17 protein-coding genes are annotated in these 18,838 nt (G+C 61.5%); 6 read left to right on the top strand and 11 right to left on the bottom strand.

Translation table 11 applies throughout. From position 1 onward, the window contains the following. Nucleotides 1-65 precede the first annotated feature (65 nt). From HBO10_RS00425 to HBO10_RS00465, 9 genes are all read right to left on the bottom strand, one after another. Nucleotides 66-1,130 carry an AI-2E family transporter gene (locus HBO10_RS00425; RefSeq protein ID WP_169921879.1) on the bottom strand — a complete coding sequence of 355 codons (1,065 nt, stop codon included), beginning with the start codon at nt 1,128-1,130 and terminating at the stop codon, nt 66-68. A 72-nt stretch (nt 1,131-1,202) separates the two neighbouring features. Next, nucleotides 1,203-2,021: a DUF4892 domain-containing protein gene (locus HBO10_RS00430; protein ID WP_034127210.1), complete on the bottom strand. Its 819-nt coding sequence runs from the start codon at nt 2,019-2,021 to the stop codon at nt 1,203-1,205. A gap of 102 nt (nt 2,022-2,123) precedes the next feature. Beyond that, entirely contained in the window at nt 2,124-2,978 is an 855-nt protein-coding gene (locus HBO10_RS00435; RefSeq protein WP_034127209.1) for an alpha/beta fold hydrolase, read from the bottom strand. Further along, a complete protein-coding gene (locus HBO10_RS00440; RefSeq protein ID WP_034127208.1) occupies nt 2,975-3,778 on the bottom strand; it encodes an alpha/beta hydrolase in 804 nt (267 codons plus the stop codon). The genes HBO10_RS00435 and HBO10_RS00440 overlap by 4 nt, the downstream gene beginning before the upstream one ends. 98 nt (nt 3,779-3,876) lie before the next feature. Then, on the bottom strand, nt 3,877-4,320 hold the full coding sequence (locus tag HBO10_RS00445) for a hotdog fold thioesterase (RefSeq protein ID WP_014717751.1): 444 nt from the start codon (nt 4,318-4,320) through the stop codon (nt 3,877-3,879). 30 nt (nt 4,321-4,350) lie between these two features. After that, a complete protein-coding gene (locus HBO10_RS00450; protein ID WP_034127207.1) occupies nt 4,351-6,003 on the bottom strand; it encodes an AMP-binding protein in 1,653 nt (550 codons plus the stop codon). 377 nt (nt 6,004-6,380) lie between these two features. After that, nucleotides 6,381-6,830 carry a phosphohistidine phosphatase SixA gene (gene sixA / locus HBO10_RS00455; RefSeq protein ID WP_034127206.1) on the bottom strand — a complete coding sequence of 150 codons (450 nt, stop codon included), beginning with the start codon at nt 6,828-6,830 and terminating at the stop codon, nt 6,381-6,383. Continuing rightward, nucleotides 6,827-7,174 carry a DUF4389 domain-containing protein gene (locus HBO10_RS00460; RefSeq protein ID WP_003190047.1) on the bottom strand — a complete coding sequence of 116 codons (348 nt, stop codon included), beginning with the start codon at nt 7,172-7,174 and terminating at the stop codon, nt 6,827-6,829. The genes sixA and HBO10_RS00460 overlap by 4 nt, the downstream gene beginning before the upstream one ends. A 10-nt stretch (nt 7,175-7,184) precedes the next feature. Beyond that, nucleotides 7,185-8,210, bottom strand: a complete 1,026-nt coding sequence (locus HBO10_RS00465; protein WP_034127205.1) for an NAD(P)H-dependent glycerol-3-phosphate dehydrogenase — start codon at nt 8,208-8,210, stop codon at nt 7,185-7,187. A 193-nt stretch (nt 8,211-8,403) separates the two neighbouring features. Here HBO10_RS00465 and HBO10_RS00470 point away from each other — a divergent pair, with 193 nt between their 5' ends. From HBO10_RS00470 to fabB, 5 genes are all read left to right on the top strand, one after another. Beyond that, complete coding sequence (locus tag HBO10_RS00470) at nt 8,404-10,524, top strand: TonB-dependent receptor (RefSeq protein ID WP_080757672.1); 2,121 nt, start codon at nt 8,404-8,406, stop codon at nt 10,522-10,524. Between the two features lies 1 nt (nt 10,525). Continuing rightward, on the top strand, nt 10,526-11,455 hold the full coding sequence (locus HBO10_RS00475; protein ID WP_034127204.1) for an ABC transporter substrate binding protein: 930 nt from the start codon (nt 10,526-10,528) through the stop codon (nt 11,453-11,455). Beyond that, nucleotides 11,452-13,353: an ATP-binding protein gene (locus HBO10_RS00480; RefSeq protein ID WP_034127203.1), complete on the top strand. Its 1,902-nt coding sequence runs from the start codon at nt 11,452-11,454 to the stop codon at nt 13,351-13,353. Before HBO10_RS00475 ends, HBO10_RS00480 begins: the two co-directional genes overlap by 4 nt. Before the next feature lie 249 nt (nt 13,354-13,602). Further along, nucleotides 13,603-14,118, top strand: a complete 516-nt coding sequence (fabA, locus tag HBO10_RS00485; protein WP_003190035.1) for a 3-hydroxyacyl-[acyl-carrier-protein] dehydratase FabA — start codon at nt 13,603-13,605, stop codon at nt 14,116-14,118. Between the two features lie 11 nt (nt 14,119-14,129). Further along, the gene (gene fabB / locus HBO10_RS00490) at nt 14,130-15,350 is read left to right on the top strand and encodes a beta-ketoacyl-ACP synthase I (RefSeq protein WP_003190033.1); all 1,221 of its coding nucleotides are present in this window, start codon (nt 14,130-14,132) and stop codon (nt 15,348-15,350) included. Between the two features lie 185 nt (nt 15,351-15,535). On the opposite strand, the gene HBO10_RS00495 is transcribed toward fabB, so the two are convergent. Both HBO10_RS00495 and HBO10_RS00500 read right to left on the bottom strand, forming a co-directional pair. Further along, nucleotides 15,536-17,161 (bottom strand): methyl-accepting chemotaxis protein, encoded by a 1,626-nt coding sequence (locus HBO10_RS00495; protein WP_034127202.1) that lies wholly within the window; start codon nt 17,159-17,161, stop codon nt 15,536-15,538. Nucleotides 17,162-17,257: 96 nt separating this feature from the next. Next, entirely contained in the window at nt 17,258-18,280 is a 1,023-nt protein-coding gene (locus tag HBO10_RS00500; RefSeq protein WP_034127201.1) for an amidohydrolase family protein, read from the bottom strand. 139 nt (nt 18,281-18,419) lie between these two features. Here HBO10_RS00500 and HBO10_RS00505 point away from each other — a divergent pair, with 139 nt between their 5' ends. Further along, the gene (locus tag HBO10_RS00505; RefSeq protein ID WP_034127200.1) at nt 18,420-18,836 is read left to right on the top strand and encodes an OsmC family protein; all 417 of its coding nucleotides are present in this window, start codon (nt 18,420-18,422) and stop codon (nt 18,834-18,836) included. The last annotated feature ends 2 nt before the right edge of the window (nt 18,837-18,838 follow it).

The following is an 18,838-nucleotide window of genomic DNA, read 5'->3' on the forward strand; positions in this document are numbered from 1 at the left end:
CGTTATCGTTGACGTTTTTCGCGAGCAAGCTCGCTCCTACAGAAGGCCCGTTATGTATTCACCGATCAGTTACACGGTTTGTCTTCACGACGTACTTGCGCCTGGCTCGCGCTCCAGTCTGTCAACAGGCTGTAGGCCACCGCCAGCAACGTCGGGCCAATAAACAGGCCGATAAAGCCGAACGCTATCAACCCACCAAACACACCCAACAGCACAATCACCAACGGCAGGTTGCCGCCACGGCTGATCAGGTACGGCTTGAGCACGTTATCCACGTCGCTGATCACGAACGTGCCCCACACGCCCAGGAATACCGCGTAGGTGTAATCGCCCTTCCACGCCAGCCACGCCGTGGCCGGGATCCACACCAGCGGCGGCCCCATGGGAATAAGGCTGAGCAGGAAAGTCACGATACCCAGCACCAGCGCGCCCGGTACGCCAGCGATGAGAAAGCCGATCAGGGCCAGCAGCGCCTGGGCCGCAGCAGTGCCGATCACACCATTGACCACCCGCTGTACCGTGCCGGCCACCAGTTCGATGTAATAGCCAGCGCGCTCGCCAATCAGGCGCTCCAACAGGCGGTGCACAAACATCGCCAGGCGCGGCCCGTCACGGTAGAAAAAGAACACGAAGACCAGGCTCAGGGTCAGCTCAAGAATGCCGCCGCCAATTTGCGCACTGCGCGCCAACAACCAATTGCCGACCTGGCCCAGGTACGGCTTGATGCTCACCATCAGCGCCGCGCCTTGTTGATCAATGCTGTCCCAGGTCGCCACCAGGCGCTCGCCTACGAAGGGGATCGACCCCAACCAGGTCGGCGCCTCGGGCAAGCCGTCGACCTGGATGTCCTTGATGAGCGCCACCGCATCACGCACATGGTCAGCCAGGTTGAACCCCAGCCATACCAATGGCACCGCCACCAGCAACATCCACCCCAACGTCAGGATGCCAGCGGCCAGGGATTCTCGGCCGCCGAGCCAACGGGTGAGCAAACGCATCAGCGGCCAGCTGGCAAATGCCAGCACCGCGCCCCAGAACAGCGCCGACCAGAACGGCGCCATGACCCAGAAGCTGGCACCAAACAGCACCAGCAGCAGGATTTGCACCAGCAGGCGATCGTTATTGAGCATCGGGTATCTCGAAAAGAAGGCTGTAGGAAGAGAGCTTAGGCGAACGGCACGGGTCCGTTCGCCCTGTGGTGCTTAGCGTATCAGATGCAGATGCAGCCCTTGGGTTTCACCGGTGCCGGTTTCCAGACGGGCGGTGCGCACGCCCTTCTCCACCAGCGCCTGGCGCCAGGCCTCGGCCTGCGGCCCGCTCAGGCTCACGCGCAGGGTGGTGTCGAGGTTCAAGGCTCGGGATATCAAGGTCAGCCAAGTGTCGTCAGGCTCGGCAACCAACGTGGGAAAATCCAGCTCGCCAGTGCTTTTGAGTTCACGCAGCAGGGTGGCCGAGGTGGGCAGCAGCTCGCCCAAGGGCGCGCTGGCGTCGAGTTGCTCCACATGCAGGTAGGCGCGGCGGTTACCACGGGTGATGCCGTACAGCGCGACCAGGGAATTGTCCTGCGGGGCGGCCAGGCGTAGCAGCAGGTATTCCTGTTGGCCGTCGGCGCCCACCAGCTTGGCGTTGCCAAACACTTCGTTGGCCCACAGGCTGCTTTCGCCACAATCGCGGGCCTTGCACCAGAACAACAACTGCGCACCCTTGGCCTGCAAAGCTTCGCGCGTTGCGGTAAAGGCGGCGCTGGAGCTGTGTTCGGCGGGCAATTCATAGGTGATTGCAGTGGCTGGGCCGCGTGCGATGGCCTGGCCTTCATAACGTAACTGGCCGCTGATCTTGCGGATCGCGCCCATGGGGTAAATGCGTTCCTTGTCTTCAGCGGGGCGGTAATCGACGATTTGCGCATCAACCTGACGGGCTACCGCCGGTAGATCCTGGCTGCCGGGCAGATCGGCGGCAAATACCAGGGGGCTGAAACAACAAAGGCCCAGGGCACGGATACATCCTTTACCCAGGCTCATCGGATCAGTGAGCCCTGGCCAATGTTGGTCACAGCGATATCGAGTGTGTTCATGGTTGACTCCCTTTCAATCCGCCCAGCCTCGGCAGTTGACCCCGCCAAGTCAAGGCGTGGAGAAGAACCGATTGAAACAGTCTGCAACAAGAGCCGCACCGAGCTCGTCATTCAGGTGTAAATGATGGCCGCCTGGCAGCATGGTAACCGTGAAGGGTAGCTGAGAAAGCAATTCGGAATGTTTCGCCAGCATGCCGTCAGCCGCGACCACCAACTGGGTAGGGCACCCTACCCTTCGCACGAAGGCCATGGCTTGTTCGTCGGTCAGGCGCATCGGCGACGCCAGGGTCAGGCGGCTATCGCTGCGCCAGGTATAACCGCCCGGTACGGGCATCAAACCGCGCTGGGCCAGGAGCTGCGCCGCTTCACGGCTGACCGCGACCACGCCTTTCATCCGCGCCTCGACCGCTCGATCAAGGCTGTTGTAGACCGGCTTGCGCTTGTCCTGCAGGCTCAATTGCGCCTGCAACGCCATGCCCAGGCGCTCGGCCGCGTTCTCGCCGCTGGCGGTCGGTGGGATCACGCCGTCAATCAGGCCCAGGTATGTCACCCGCTCCGGCAAGGCCCCGGCCACTACCAGAGAGACGATGGCGCCCAGGGAGTGGCCAAGTAATGCAAAACGTTTCCAGCCCAGTTGCTCAGCCACCTGCAGCACGTCGTAGACGTAATCCCACAAGGCATAACCGGCGCCAGCCGGGCGATGCGCCGAATGCCCATGCCCCGCCATGTCCAGGGCGACGATGCGCAACCCTCGCAGCTTGGGCGCCAGGCGCGCAAAGCTGTTGGCGTTGTCCAGCCAACCATGGAGGGCAATTACCGGCAGGCCGTCCTCGGGCCCGAACAGATGCGCGGCCAGTTCGATGTGCGGCAGGCTCAGGCGTACCTCTTCGACGGGCGTACTCATGCGCAACTGCGCTCACGGGCCTGCCAGCGGGCGAACAGGGTCTTGATCAAGGCAGCAGTGTCCTGAGGGCGTTCGAGGGGAAACATATGGCCGCCGGGCATGGTGAGCATTTCGCCCATGGGCAAGCGGTCGACACCGCTGGCATGGTGACGCATAACCACCCGGCTCTGGCGGCCACGCACCACGGCCAGCGGCACCTTCAACTGGCGCACCTGGCCCGGGCTGGTGTGGGGCACGCCGCGATAGATGCTGATTTCGGTGGCTGGGTCGAACCGCAGGCGCAGGCGATCGCCCACTTGCTGCAGGCCATGTTGCAGGTACGCGTCAAAGCAATCGGGGTCAAAGCCACGGAACAAGGTCTTGCCGGCGAAATAGCTGCGCGCGGTGTCCAGGTCGGTGAATTCTTCGCGCCGGCCAAGCGTGCGCCCAGCCGGGGTGAGACGGTCGATAAAGCCAAAACGCTTGGCAGCGCGGATCACCCAGCGGTCTGCGCGGGTGAGCACCGGCGAATCCAGCATCACCACGCCCCGGTACAGGTGCGGGCAGCGCATGGCCGCGTGTAAATGCAGCACGCCACCCAGGGAATGGCCCACGCCCCATACCGGCTCTAGCTGCTGCTCCAGATGATGGATCAGCTCGTCCACCAGGTTTTGCCAGTTATCATCCACCGGGAACCTGGGGTCGTGACCGTGCTGCGGCAGATGGGCCACCGCATATTCCGGGGCCAGGGCGGCAAACAGCTTGCCGTAGGTGGCCGAAGGGAAGCCATTGGCGTGGGTAAAAAACACGTGCTGCGACATACAGGTTCCATCAACAAAAACAGAGGGGGATTGTCACCATGCCCGGCCCCTACAGCAATGACTGTAACTGCCAGGAATGATGACACTCACGCCACGCGCTATCGCGCCGGCGGTTGTTCACCCAGCGGCACCACGGCCATGGTCAGGCGCGAGACACAACTGGCCTTGCCCTCGTCGCTGCTCAGGCGGATGTCCCACACCTGGGTGGTACGCCCGATATGAATAGCCTTGGCCACCGCAGTTACCCGGCCGCTGCGCACGCCGCGCAGGTGGTTGGCGTTGACCTCCAGGCCCACGCAATAGAACTTGCTTGCATCAATGCACAAGTAGGCGGCCATGGAGCCGACACTTTCGGCCAGCACCACCGAGGCGCCGCCGTGCAGCAGGCCGTAGGGCTGATGGGTGCGGTGGTCGACCACCATACTGGCGGTAAGGGATTCGTCGTCGAAGCTTTCGAAACGAATATCCAGCATTTCACCGATGGTGTTTTTCTGGATCGCGTTGAGGTGTTCGATATTCGGTTGGGTACGCCACAGGCTCATACGGTTGTCCTTGTTGGTTTTATTACGGCCCTAATCCTGCCACAAAACGGTTTCGGCGCGCGTGCTCCATGCTTGCAATTGTGGCCCGTACGTCGACTCGATCACGTTGCGTTTGATCTTCAAGGTCGGCGTGAGAAAACCGTTTTCCACCGCCCATTGGTCTTTCACCACCACCAATTGCCCCATGCGTTCATGCTTGTCCAGGCCCGCGTTCACCTGTGCCAGCCAGCGCTCAAGGCCGCTGCCGAGGGCTTGGCGGTCCTCGCCGGGCGCCGACAACACGCACAGCCCTATCGGCGCACTGAGCCCCTCGCCGACCACACACACCTGTTCAATACGTGCATGTTCGGCCAGGCGGTTTTCAATCGGCGCCGGGGCTACATATTTGCCTTTGCTGGTCTTGAAAATTTCCTTGAGACGCCCGGTCAGGCGCAGGCGACCGTCCGCGTCCTGCTCGCCCTTGTCACCCGTCCGCAGGAAGCCATCTGCGGTGAGCGTATCCGCGGTTTTCTGCGGGTCCTTGAAGTAGCCCAACATGGTCGCGCCACTGTGTACCTGCACTTCGCCTGACGGGTCGATACGCACTTGCACGCCTGGGCAGGGCTGGCCGATCCAACCGAGCGTTTGCCCACCTGGGCGACACACATGGGAATAGCCGCAGTTTTCGGTCATGCCGTACACCTCCAGCACATCCAGGCCCAGGCGCTGATACCAACGCAGCAACGCCTCGGGCACCGGCGCGGCGCCGGACAGGGCGATGCGCAGCGCATCCAGCCCCAGGCCGGCGAGAATTTTATGGCCGACGCGTTTGCCGATAAAAGGCAGGCGTAACAGGGTATCGAGGCGTTTTTCCGGGATTTTGGCGTAGACGCCCAGTTGGAATTTGGTCCAGATGCGCGGCACGCCAAACAAGGCCGTCGGCCGCGCCCTGCGCAGATCGGTGAGGAAGGTTTCCAGGCTCTCGGCGAAAAAAACGGTTTGCCCGGTATAGATCGACGCCATTTCTACAAACATCCGCTCCGCCACATGGCACAGCGGCAGGTACGACAGCAACCGGTCGCCCTCCCCCAGGCCAAACAGCTCAGTACCGCCCGAAGCAGCAAACCCCAAGGCGCCGAAACTGTGCATCACCCCTTTAGGCAGGCCGGTCGTACCGGAGGTGTAGATGATAGTGGCCAGGCTGGCGGCATCCGGTAGCGGGTTGTCCTGGATCGGTGAACAGGCTTGCAGGTCCGCCCAACTGAAATCGAAAGTCTCTTCAGGAGGGCACAGCGGCAGACTGATAGTCGGCACACCCACAGGAACGCCAGGCGCCATCGCCGACCAATCATCCAGCTTGCCGATCAGCGCCAACCGCGCCTGCGAGTGAGTCAGCACATGGGCGACTGAGTCCGCGGTGAGGTTGGGATAAAGCGGCACCGACACATGCCCTGCCATCCAGATCGCCAGGTCGGCGATGATCCAGTGGGCGCAGTTTTTTGAAATCAGCGCAATGTGCGAGCCCTGGGGCAACTCCCGCGCACGCAGCCAGTGCGCGGCGCAACGGGCCTGGTGGCCGACATCGCCCCAGGTGAGGGCCTGCACCTCACCGCCGCCGATGGGTTGAACGAGGAAGACTTTGCGCGGGTGCCGCGCTTCACGCTCGAAGAAGACCTGCAACGGCAAACGAAAAGCGACAGGCATGGGACGCGCTCCTTTGTGATCCGAGATACAGCCAACCAAGCACTTGCTTGGTTGACTGTATAGCACAGACGAAGGAAACGGCCTGCCGCTCACCACGATGCGAAGCGAGACGCTCTTGATCTGCTCTTGATCTCAGGCGCCCCGTCGAACCACGCTGGCCGGAATTCCGGGGCCTTTTCCAAAAGTGACCCGCCGTTGAACTCTAAGTGGCCGTTACTGCAGGAGTGGATATGTACTCGGTATAACAGTGTCGCCTGTCAGGTCGTCATCGCAGGCAAGCCAGCTCCCACAATTGGATCGCGGGGTGTCAGCGAGATAGGCGTCGGCTGGCAGGCCGTCGCGGGAGCAAGCTCCCTCGCCACAGCGTCGCACGATGCCTAAGGATTCTTCACATCCACCAGACTCATCAAGCCAGCCAACGGAAAGTCACCCTCAAGCTCCGCCAGGCTGGCCGTGTACATCGGCTGTGGCTGGCGCTGGTGTCCATGCTGCAGAAAACTGATCAGGCTACCCACCAGCGGTTGGTGGCTAACCAACAGCACGTCGTCGTCGGTGTCGAGTTTCTCCAGCACTCGCTGGACATCCCCATCGGGCGTCAACCACGGCACCGTGCAGATCTCAGGCTCAAACCCCAGCACATCGCGCACCAACTGCGCCGTCTGCTGCGCCCTAACATAAGGGCTGGCAATGATGGCGCCCAAGGGCTGGCCAATCAGGTGCGCAGCACTGCGCAATACTTCAGCACGCCCATGCTCGGTAAGGTTGCGCTCGGCGTCCGTGCGCGCATGCGCTTGGGCCTCGCCGTGACGCAGAATCCATACTTTCATAGCTTCGGCTCTTCATCGCGCACCGGGTGCGGTGCCGGCGGTACGCTGTGGGCCGCTTCGCCTTCGGGGGCGCGTGGGGTTGGCCAATCGGCGAACGGCCAGGGCTTTTGCTCGGTGTGGAAGCTGCCGAAGCGGCCAATCTGCGCCAGGAACTGGCTGAGGCTGTCGCCAAAGTTCATCAGGCCCAGGTTCGGTGCGCCGTAGATCAGCCGGTAAATCAATTGCACCACCACCAGCGCACCGAGCAGGAATTGCGCCACCTGCCACACCAGCGCAAACACCAGCATCCACAGGATGCGCAAGACAATCGACTCGTATGGGGGGGCAGCTTTGGGATCGTTCATGACGCGTTCCTCAGTTGAAACCACTGGTGGAAATAAAGTCGACATCGGTCTTGGGCTCGGCCCGCATCAGCAACTCGATGACCTGGTTCAGGGTGCGCCCTTCGAACAGGATCGCATGCAGGCCGGCGACCAGCGGCATGTACACGCCCACTTCCTGGGCCTTGGCCTTCAAGACCTTGAGGGTGTTGACCCCCTCGGCCACTTCGCCCAGACGCGTCACCGCTTCCTCCAGGCTCAGCCCTTGGCCCAAGGCGAACCCGACCTGGTAGTTGCGGCTTTTGGGCGAAGAACAGGTGACGATCAAGTCCCCTACGCCCGCCAGGCCGAGGAAGGTCATCGGGTTGGCGCCCTGGTTCACCGCAAAACGTGTCATCTCGGCCAGTGCGCGGGTAATCAGCATGCTCTTGGTGTTTTCGCCCATGCCCAGGGCCACGGCCATGCCAGCAATGATCGCGTAGACGTTTTTCAAGGCCCCGCCCAATTCGACGCCGAAGCGATCGCCGCTGGCGTAGACCCGGAAGGTACGGCCGTGCAACACGGCCTGGACGCGCTCGCACAAAGCCTCGTCCTCACTGGCGACCACGGTGGCGGTCAACGCGTGCTCGGCGACTTCCCGAGCAAGGTTTGGCCCGGACAGCACGCCAATGCGCGCCTGAGGGGCGATTTCGGTGAGGATTTCACTCATCAACTTGAAGGTGTGGGCTTCGATGCCCTTGGTCAGGCTGACCAGTAACTTGCCGGCCAAGCGTTCGGCGTGTGGCGCCAGTACCGAGCGCAAGGCGCTGGAAGGCAGCGCGACAAAGCACAGGTCGCAGGCCGTGAGGGTTTCCAACAGGTCGGTCACCGGCTCGACGGCGGGATGAATCTTGATACCTTTAAGGTAACGAGGGTTTTCGCGATGCACGCGAATGGCTTCGGCCTGCTCGGGGTCGCGCATCCACTGGCGCACCGCGTGACCGTTCTCGGCCAGCAGGTTAGCCACGGCGGTACCAAAACTTCCGCCTCCCAGAACCGCAATAGGGCGCTGTTCAGTCATATGCAATCCGTTAATCCATACCAGTGGCGATGGCGGCATTATACGGGGCGCCCCGCTTGCGGCCAGCCCCCGTATCAATTCGCGCGAGTCAGAAAATGCCAAAGGCGTGCGAAGTAAATGCAAGTCCGACGACTGGCAAACAGCCGCACCTCGGTTAACATGGGCGGCTATCCGCAATTAACAAGGCCGTGCCGTGTATCTGGGCCCTCCTCCTCGCTCATCATTGTTGTTGGTGCTGTTGTGCGCTACCTGCGCGCAGGCCGACGATCTGTTCCTCGACAGCCAGCCGCTGCCGCAGGTCTTGACCGCCACGCGTCTCAAGCAATCGGCCGCCGCCGTGCCCGGCAGCATGACGGTGATCGACAGTGAGCTGATCAAGGCCAGCGGTGCCCGGGACATCTCGGAACTGCTGCGGCTGGTCCCGGGGATGATGGTCGGCTACACCAGCGGCAACCAGGCGTCGGTGAATTACCATGGCACCAGCGCCAGTGACGCACGGCGCATGCAGGTGCTGATCGACGGTCGCTCGGTCTACCGCGCCGGCCTGGCCACGGTGGATTGGAGCGATATCCCAGTGGCCATGGAGGACATCGAGCGCATCGAGGTCTTTCGCGGCCCCAACACCGTCAGCTACGGTGCCAATGCGCTGATGGCGGTGGTGAATATCCTCACCCGCTCGCCAGCCAACAGCCACGGCTCGCGGGTAAAGGTCATCCGTGGCGAGCGTGGCATCAATGACTTCTATGCCAGCCAGGGTGTGGGCTGGGAGACCGGCGATTTGCGCTTGTCTCTGTCCGGGCAACAGGACGATGGTTTTGACAGCGACGCGGTCGGCGCCGACCGCCGTGACGGGCGTCGTCTCAACCGTTTCAGCCTGGCGGTGAGCCAGGCCTTGAACGCGCAACAAAGTCTCGATTGGCAACTGGACGTCAAGGAAGGCACCAACCAGCGCCCTTATACCTACACCCCGGTGTTTGCCGGAATTACCGAAGGCGGCACCAATTCCGATGTCACCGCCAAGGACTACGCAGGCTCCCTGCGCTGGAACTTCGACTTCAACCCCGACCACAGCCTGTATATCCAGGGCTCGGCACAGCAATGGGACCGCAAGCAAATCTGGAAAGCCTGTGACGCCAAGGCCTCGTTCAGCCCTGAACTGACCCAGTTATGGCAGCTCAACCCCAACTATGCCGAATTGCTGGCACGGCACATGGACACCTACAGCCAAGGCTCCGCCCCACCGGGTAACGCCGCCGAACAGGCCTTGGCCAACCAGGTGCTGGACCAGTGGCGCAACGGTGCCAACCAAAGCGTGTGCGGCGATATCGACCAAAGCACCCGCGAAAGCCGCTACGACGTGGAGATCCAGGACACGCTCAGCCTCTCCGACAGCCTGCGCCTGGTCAGCGGTATGAATTACCGCTATGACCGCGCCGACTCCGAAACCTACTTCAATGGCACCCTGGACGACACCACCTGGCGCCTGTTCGGCCACCTGGAATGGCGCGCCAGCGAGCACTGGCTGCTGCAAGGTGGCGCCATGTACGAAGACACCCACCTGAGCGGCAACTCGCTCACGCCGCGTGTGGCGGTCAATTACCTGATCAATCCTCGCCACGGCTTGCGCGCGGTGTACTCCGAGGCAATCCGCTCGCCGGACATGTTCGAGAACAACGTCAATTGGAGCTACCGCGTCACCAATCTCAGCTCCCCGACCTACGGGCAAAACGCCGGTCAATATTTTGTCGTGACGCGCGGCCCTGGCAACCTCGACAAAGAGTTGATGCGTTCGCGCGAACTGGGCTACAACGGCTTCTTTGCCGAGCTGGGGCTGAATGTCGACGTGAAGCTGTTCTATGACGAAATCACCGACATGATCAGCTCGCCGCTGCGCAACAACCAATACATCGCCAGCAACGCCAACAGCTCGCGTTTTAGCGGTGCCGAGTCGCAGTTCGACTGGCGCGTGAGTGACGCCGACCGCCTGCGCCTGACCTATGCTTATGTAGACGCCACCTCCAGCAACCCGCTGGACAAAGCGCAAACCGCGCGTAACAGTGGCTCGGCCGGTTGGCTGCGTGAGTGGGGCCAGGGTTGGTCCAGCGCCTTGTTCTACTATGGCGACGACGCACTCAACCAATATCGCTTCCAGCGGGTCGACCTGCGGGTGGCCAAGCGCATTGCCGTAGGCAAAGCCAATGTGGAGCTGGCGGGCATGTTGCAGCAACGCCTGGATGACCAGCCCACCACCTGGGCCGACAACAACTACGACCATCGCCACGTTCTCTACTTCAGCGCCGAGCTGGACTTCTGACATGGCCGACCAGTCACGGATGACCCTCTTGTTGGTTTCACGGTTTTGGCGCCGCGGCCTGCTGCTCGTCTGCCTGTTGCTGACAGCGCCGGCGTGGAGTGCCGACATTCTGCTGACGGCCGCCGAAGACAGCGCCGGCGTGCGCGCCTTTACCCAGGCCCTTGCCCAACAACGCCCCGAAGACCAGGTCAGCTTCACGCCACTCAAGCAGTTGCCAGCGCCCAGTCACCTGCCTGCCAGCACACGCCTGATTCTCCTTGACCTGCCGGGTCTGGACTGGCGCCTGCAGGATGCTCAGGGGCCACCAACCCTGGTGCTGCGCATCAGCCGCCTGCAGGCCCGACAACGCCTGGGCAACTCCCACCCGGCAAAAATCAGTCTGCTATGGAGCGACCCGCCGCTGGAACGTCAGCTGCGCCTGATCGCCAATATCCTGCCCCAGGCCCGGCGCGTCGGCGTGCTGTACGGGGTCGATAGCGAATTCCTGCTGCGCGAACTGATCCAGTTCGCCAAACCCATGGGCCTGGAAATCATGCCCCAGCCCTGGGACAACACCAGCGACAGTCGCCCGCTGCAAACCCTGTTCAAAAACAGCGACGTGCTACTGGGCCTCGACGATCCGCAGCTGTACAACCCCAAGACCGTAAAAAACCTGTTGCTGAGCAGCTACGCCCAACAACTGCCATTGGTGGGGCCCAATGCTGGGTTCGTGCGGGCCGGCAGCCTGGCCAGCACCTACAGCGATCAATCCGACTGGCTCGCGGTACTGGACCGACTGCTGGACCAGCCGCCGGCCAGTTGGCCCAGCACGCTCTACCCGCAGTACTTCAAAGTCGTGGGCAACCCACAAGTCGCGCGCTCACTGGGCATCGAACAGGTCGATGAAATCGCCGTTGCCGCCCGCCTGGCCGAAGGAGAACAACGCCCATGACCTTGCGCCGTCGTTGGGATATCAACACCCGCACCCAGCTCATTACCTTGGGCCCCGCGCTGCTGTTGACCCTGCTGCTCATCACCTTCTTCACCTTCGTGCGCATTCAGGACTTGCGCCAGGAGCTGGACCACACCGGTCAATTGATCGCCAACCAGCTGGCGCCTGCCACTGAGTACGGCGTGATTTCCGGCAACAACGATGTGCTTGAAACCCTGCTGCGTGCGACCTTGGCCACACCCCATGTGCGCTTCCTGGAGATCCAGGACAGCGCCGAGAACATTTTGGTGTATGTGGAGCAGCCGTCCGAGCGGCATGACCGTTCGCTGTCGGTTAAGGTGTTCCAGGCACCGATCCGCCTGCAACACATCCAGCTCAACAATGACTTTTTCCAGGACAACCTCAGCGAACCCAAGGCACCCCGCGCGGACTACCTGGGGCGGGTGATTGTGGGCATGTCCAACGACGCTTTCAGCCAGCGCCAGCAGGAAATCCTGTTCAAGGCAGGGGTCCTGGCGCTGTTTGCCCTGCTGTTTACCTTCCTGCTGGCGCGACGCTTGTCGGCCAGCCTGTCACAGCCGATCAGCGCCATGGGGCACGCGGTCAAGGCCATCCAGCAAGGCGATTACAAGACGCCACTGCCCATCGTCGATGACTCGGAATTGGGCGACCTCTCGCGGCATATCAACAACCTGGCCGAGGGCCTTCAACAGGCCAGTCGCGAACAGCAACAAGCCATGGCGCAGTTGATCCAGACCCGTGAAGAAGCCGAGCGGGCGAACAACGCCAAGTCAGATTTCCTGGCGATGATGAGCCACGAACTGCGCACGCCCATGAATGGCGTGCTGGGCATGCTGCAACTGCTGGAAACCACGGAGATGACCGAGGAGCAGACTGAGTACGCGGCGCTGGCTTGCGAGTCCACCGAGCATTTGCTCAAGGTGATCAATGACATCCTCGATTTCTCACGCATTGAACGCGCCGCCCTGGAACTGGAACATATTCCGTTCAGCCTGGCCGATCTGATCAACAGCTGCGCCCAGGCTTTCCAGCACAGCGCCCAGCAGCGCGGGCTGAGCCTGGAACTGCCCATTCCCATGGGCATGGAGGCTCTGCGTGTGCGCGGCGACCCGACGCGGATCCGCCAGATTCTGGTGAACCTGATCGGCAATGCATTGAAATTTACCGAACATGGCAGCGTGACCGTGGAGCCCCACTGGCAAACCCTGGACCATGAGTTGGTGTGGTTCACCTGCACCGTACGCGACAGCGGTATCGGTATTTCCGCCGAACGCCTGGATTTGATGTTCGATGCATTCCAGCAGGCAGACAGCTCCATTTCCAGACGTTACGGTGGCACGGGCCTGGGCCTGCCGATTGCGCGCACCCTGGCCGAACGTATGGGTGGCACCTTGCGCGCCCAGAGCGAAGAAGGTCGAGGTTCAGTGTTCACCTTGGAGATTCCGCTGGCCATCGCCCAGCAACAAATGGCGGCCGCTGCTCCCGACGCGCCTGGCAAAGCCAGCGCCGGCGATGGCCGCCATGTGCTGCTGGTGGAAGACAACCCGGTCAACCGCACCGTGGTCGAAGCGATGCTGCGCAGCCTGGGCTTCGAAGTCAGCCTGGCCACGGACGGCGCCGAGGCGATCCGCAGCGCCGAGAGCCTGATTTTCACCGCCATCCTGATGGATTGTCGCCTGCCCTTGATCGACGGCTACGAAGCCACACGGCAGATTCGCCAACTGCCCGGCTGCGCCGATCTGCCGATCATCGCCCTGACGGCCAACGCCTTGCAGGGCGATCGCGAAGCCTGCCTGGCAGCCGGAATGAACGATTACCTGGCCAAGCCGTTCAAACGCACGGATTTGCAGCAAATCCTGCAGCGCTGGGTGCAATAGCGCCGCGCCATCAGCCAACTGCGACTGGCGTGAAAGACGAAAGTGCGGCAGTCTTAGGCACCCGAACGGGCTGATAAACAGGCCCGGTTTAAAATTTCAGTGAACAAGTGTACATTCAGTGCCTTGCCGCTGTGACTTTCACTACAACGCAATAGTCTATGTGTAGGCTGCCGCTATGAGGCATGAACGCTTCATTCGGTTCGGGAAGATTTGCCCTACCCTGCCGCATGGGATTATTGAGGAGCTCGCATGACCAAACAAAACGCCTTTACTCGGGAAGACCTGCTGCGCTGCAGTCGCGGTGAGCTGTTCGGCCCAGGTAACGCGCAACTGCCCGCCCCGAACATGCTGATGGTGGATCGCATCACCCATATCAGCGAAGAGGGTGGCAAGTACGGCAAAGGTGAATTGGTCGCCGAGCTGGATATCACCCCTGACCTGTGGTTCTTCGCTTGCCACTTCGAAGGCGACCCTGTGATGCCAGGTTGCCTGGGCCTTGACGCCATGTGGCAACTGGTTGGCTTCTACCTGGGCTGGCAAGGCCTGCCGGGCCGCGGTCGCGCCCTGGGTTCGGGCGAAGTGAAGTTCTTTGGCCAGGTACTGCCGAGCGCCAAGAAAGTCACCTACAACATTCAAATCAAGCGCGTCCTCAAGGGCAAGCTGAACCTGGCCATCGCCGACGGTTCGGTGACTGTCGACGGTCGCGAGATCTATACTGCCGAAGGCCTTCGGGTCGGCGTATTCACTTCCACTGACAACTTTTAAGGGTTATCCGCATGCGCCGCGTCGTTATCACTGGTCTGGGCATCGTTTCTTGCCTGGGCAATGACAAAGAGACCGTCACCGCTAACCTGCGTGCAAGTCGCCCTGGCATCCGCTTCAACCCGGAATATGCCGAAATGGGTCTGCGTAGCCAGGTTTCCGGCTCCATTGACCTGCCCCTCGAAGAACTGATCGATCGCAAGATCTATCGCTTCGTCGGCCACGCTGCCGCCTACGCCTACCTGGCCATGAAAGACGCGATCGCCGACTCCGGCCTGAGCGAAGACCAGGTTTCGAACGTACGCACCGGCCTGATCGCCGGCTCCGGCGGCGCATCGACCCTCAACCAGATGGAAGCGCTGGACATCCTGCGCGAAAAAGGCGTGAAGCGCGTTGGCCCGTACCGTGTAACGCGGACCATGGGCAGCACCGTTTCCGCCTGCCTGGCTACGCCATTCCAGATCAAGGGCGTGAACTACTCGATCTCCTCCGCATGCGCCACCAGCGCCCACTGCATTGGGACTGCCGTTGAGCAGATCCAACTGGGCAAGCAGGACATCGTGTTTGCCGGCGGCGGTGAAGAAGAGCATTGGAGCCAGTCGTTCCTGTTCGACGCCATGGGTGCCTTGTCCACCCAGTACAACGAAACCCCGGAAAAAGCCTCCCGCGCTTACGACGCCAAGCGTGACGGTTTCGTCATCGCCGGTGGTGGTGGCATGGTGGTGGTCGAGGAGCTGGAACACGCCCTGGCCCGTGGCGCCAAGATCTACGCGGAAATCGTCGGCTACGGCGCGACGTCCGACGGCTACGACATGGTTGCGCCAAGCGGTGAAGGCGCCATCCGCTGCATGCAGATGGCAATGTCCACCGTCGATACCCCAATCGACTACCTGAACACCCACGGCACTTCGACCCCGGTCGGCGATGCCAAGGAAATGGAAGGCGTGCGCGCGGTATTTGGCGACAAGGCTCCGAAGATCAGCTCCACCAAGAGCCTGTCGGGTCACTCCCTGGGCGCCGCTGGCGTTCACGAAGCGATCTATTGCCTGCTGATGATGGAAGGCAACTTCATGGCCGGCTCGGCCAACATCGACGAGATTGATCCGGTTGTGGCCGATATGCCAATCCTGACCAAGACCGTTGAAAACGCCAAGATCGACACCGTGATGAGCAACAGCTTTGGCTTCGGTGGCACCAATGCCACCTTGGTACTCAAGCGCTGGCAGGGCAAGTAAGCCCGCAGGTTGATCACACGAAAAAGCCCCGACTGGTTCGGGGCTTTTTTTTGCGTTTGATTTGAAACCGCGTCGCCTTCATCGCAGGCAAGCCAGCTCCCACGTTCGACCGCGTTCATCCTGAAGGAATACGGTCCAGTGTGGGAGCTGGCTTGCCTGTGGCTGGGCCGCCCCGGTTCCCGGCCCTACACCGAAAACCGCGCCACCATCGAATTCAGATCCACCGCCAACCGCGACAGCTCCTGGCTCGCCGCACTGGTCTGGTTAGCCCCGGTCGATGTCTGGTGCGCGAGGTCGCGGATATTCATCAGGTTACGATCCACCTCCCGAGCCACCGCCGCCTGCTGCTCCGACGCGCTGGCAATCACCAGGTTGCGTTCGTTGATCAAGGTGAATGCCGAGGCAATCTCTTCCAGGGCCATGCCCGCCGATTTGGCGAGATCCAATGTAGAGCGCGCCCGTGTATTGCTCTGCTGCATCGAGCTGACAGCCTGGTCGGTGCCCTGCTGAATCCCGCTGATCATCTGCTCGATTTCCTGGGTCGACTGTTGCGTGCGATGGGCCAAGGCCCGCACTTCATCGGCTACCACCGCAAACCCGCGCCCGGCATCCCCCGCTCGCGCCGCTTCAATCGCCGCGTTCAGTGCCAGCAAGTTGGTTTGCTCGGCAATCGAGCGAATCACATCCAGCACTGTGCTGATGCCATAGACCTTTTGCGCCAGCGCTTCGACCTGGGTCACATTGGCGGTCACATCGGTCGCGAGGGCTTCAATCGACACCACCGTCTGCTGCACCTGCTCACGCCCTTGCTGGGCAATCCGGTCGGATTCGCGAGACGCCTGGGAAGTGGCCACGGCATTGCTCGCCACCTCCTCCACCGCCACCGTCATCTGATTGACTGCCGTGGCCGCCTGTTCGATTTCCTGGTTCTGCTGGTGCAAACCACGGGTCGCATCCTCGGTGACGCAACTGAGCTCTTCGGAAGCCGACGCCAATTGGTTCGACGATTCTGATATGCGCCGGATAGTGTCGCGCAAGCTCTCCTGCATGCGCTTGAGCGCCTGTTGCAAGCGCGCCGGCTCGTCGCTGCCACTGAGCCTGATGTCGCCCGTCAAGTCGCCACTGGCAACGCCCTGGGCCACTTTCAACGACTGTGCCAGCGGCAGCACGATGCTGCGTGTCAGCCACACCGCCAGGCCAATCGTGACCAACGCCGTGACGCCAATCATGGTCATCACCCAGACCCGCGACTGGCTGAACACCTGCTGTGCCAGCCGGGCGGCCTCGTTGGCGCTGGACTTGTTCAGATTGACCAACTCACGCAGCGTCACGGCCATCTGGTCAGCCATCTGATTCATTTCGCCATTGACCACCGCAATGGCCTCCTCCAGCCGATTGGCCTTGGATAAGCCCACCACCTGCTCCTGGCGTTGCAGGTACTGCTGCTCCTCGACCTTGAAGCGATCAAACAGCACGCGCTCCTCAGGCAAGACGATCAATGCCTCGTACACGCCTTCAGCGTGGTGCAAACCGGTTTTGATCTCGGCAATTTTCTGCTCGTTCTGCGCCACCGCCTGGGGGTCGCGGTTGACCAGCAAGCGCAACGTCAGCGCCCGAATGCGCAACACATCCTGGTTCATCTCCCCCACCGCCATCACGCTGGGCAGCCAGTTGGTCTCCACCTGGTCCGACTGCTGGCGCATATTGGCCATCTGCAACAGGGCAAAGCCGCCCAAGACGAACACCATCAACGCCAGCACACCAAAGCCCAGGCCGGCGCGAGGGGCGATATTCAAACTGCGGATATTCATGCCAGGGTTCCTTCCAAAAGTACTGCATCCACCTGCAGCGGGTCTCTTGGACGTTATCGGCACCTCAGGTCATTGGCGTAAGATCAAAACGCGATATCAAGGCGCGTCGCCATCGCGATGCGGCTTGGGCAGGATGGCGAGGAAGTTGTCGCGCGCAACCTTGTGGGCAACGTCTTCGGGCAACGCATCGAGGAAAGGATCGAAACGGCGCATCTCTTTGCCCAACTTATTGAAGCGCCCCACAACATCGGAGCCGAGCATGAAGCGATCCGGGAAGCGCTCCACCAGCGCAACCCATTGCGGCCGTGGCTTGCCGGCGTCATCCAGCAGATAGGGCGTGAGCATGCTCCAGGACAGGTCGATATACAGGTTGGGGTACGCCTCAAGCAGGCGCGTCAGGGTAGGCAACAAAAAGTCCATCTGCACCTGATGACGGTGAATTTCCTTGCTGGTACCGGCATGGGCCCAGATAAAACGCGTGTGCGGGTGATTGCGTAACGGCTGCTCGACTTCCGCCAGGTACAGCGGGTTGCGCTCACGTTTGGAGGTGATGTTGGAGTGCAGCATCACCGGCAGGTCGTTTTCGGCCGCCAGGTGGTAAATGCGCGTCATGGCTTCGTTATTGGCGCGCGGGGTGTCACCGGAGGTCAGGGCGGTAAGGTCATCGTGCCGGGTGAACACTTCACCGATGCCCTGCCACAGCCCTGGGTTGAGGTCGAGCATACGCTGGATGTGGGCGGCGGAGTTTTTGTCGTTGGGATTGAAACCGGCGAGGAAGGGATGAAAGTGCTGGCGTTGCTCGGGGGAAAGTTTATTGACCGCCGCCGCGACGACCACATCCGTGGCGCTGTACCAATAGGCATCGGCGTCGTCACCGGCGTAATAGCGCGGGCGCTTGGGCTCGTCTTCGTGCCATTTCTTGGCCACGGGAATCCCGGAAATCATGACGTGCTCAATGCGGTTGTCCGCCATGGCCTTGAGCAGCTTGTCCATGCCGGCGGTTTCCTGGAAAAAATCCACGTAGTGCAGGTGCGCGTCGCTGTAGGCATAGTCACGGGCCTGCGCGACAAGGCTGCTGGCGGCGAGCAACAAGGCAAGACTCAGGCGGGCTCCAGACACGGTAAAACCTCAATAAGGGTTGAAACGGGTAGACCTTGCGCCAGCCTTCAGGGTTCAGCATGGAAAAAACCGGAACACTGGGGTGCCAGCATGCTCTATAACTGCATGACCTTCATCCTGCGCCCTTATGAGGTTTGCCATGCCTGTTACCGTTAATACGCTGAACGCTGAAAACTTCCGTCACAGCGTGAATATCAATAATCACGAGCTGTTTACCGACCTGCCCAAGAGCCTGGGCGGTGACGATTCGGCGCCCTCCCCCCACGATTATTTCGATGCTGCGCTGGCGTCGTGCAAAGCCTTGACCGTAAGGCTCTACGCGCAGAAAAAAGATATCCCGCTGACCGGCGTGACCGTGGAGGTCACTCACGACAGCGACGAAGAGCAAAAGGGTAAATACAAACTCAACGTCAAGCTGACCCTCAAGGGCGTACTCACCGACGCCCAGCGCGATGAACTGCATCGCGTGGCCGATAAGTGCCCGGTACATAAGCTGATGACCACCGCCGAAGTCACTATCGAGACGAAATTGTCGGAAGGCGCCTTCAGCCAATAGCC

The organism is Pseudomonas sp. WS 5503, from assembly GCF_012985385.1.
In the GTDB taxonomy this organism is placed as follows: Bacteria; Pseudomonadota; Gammaproteobacteria; order Pseudomonadales; family Pseudomonadaceae; genus Aquipseudomonas; species Aquipseudomonas paracarnis.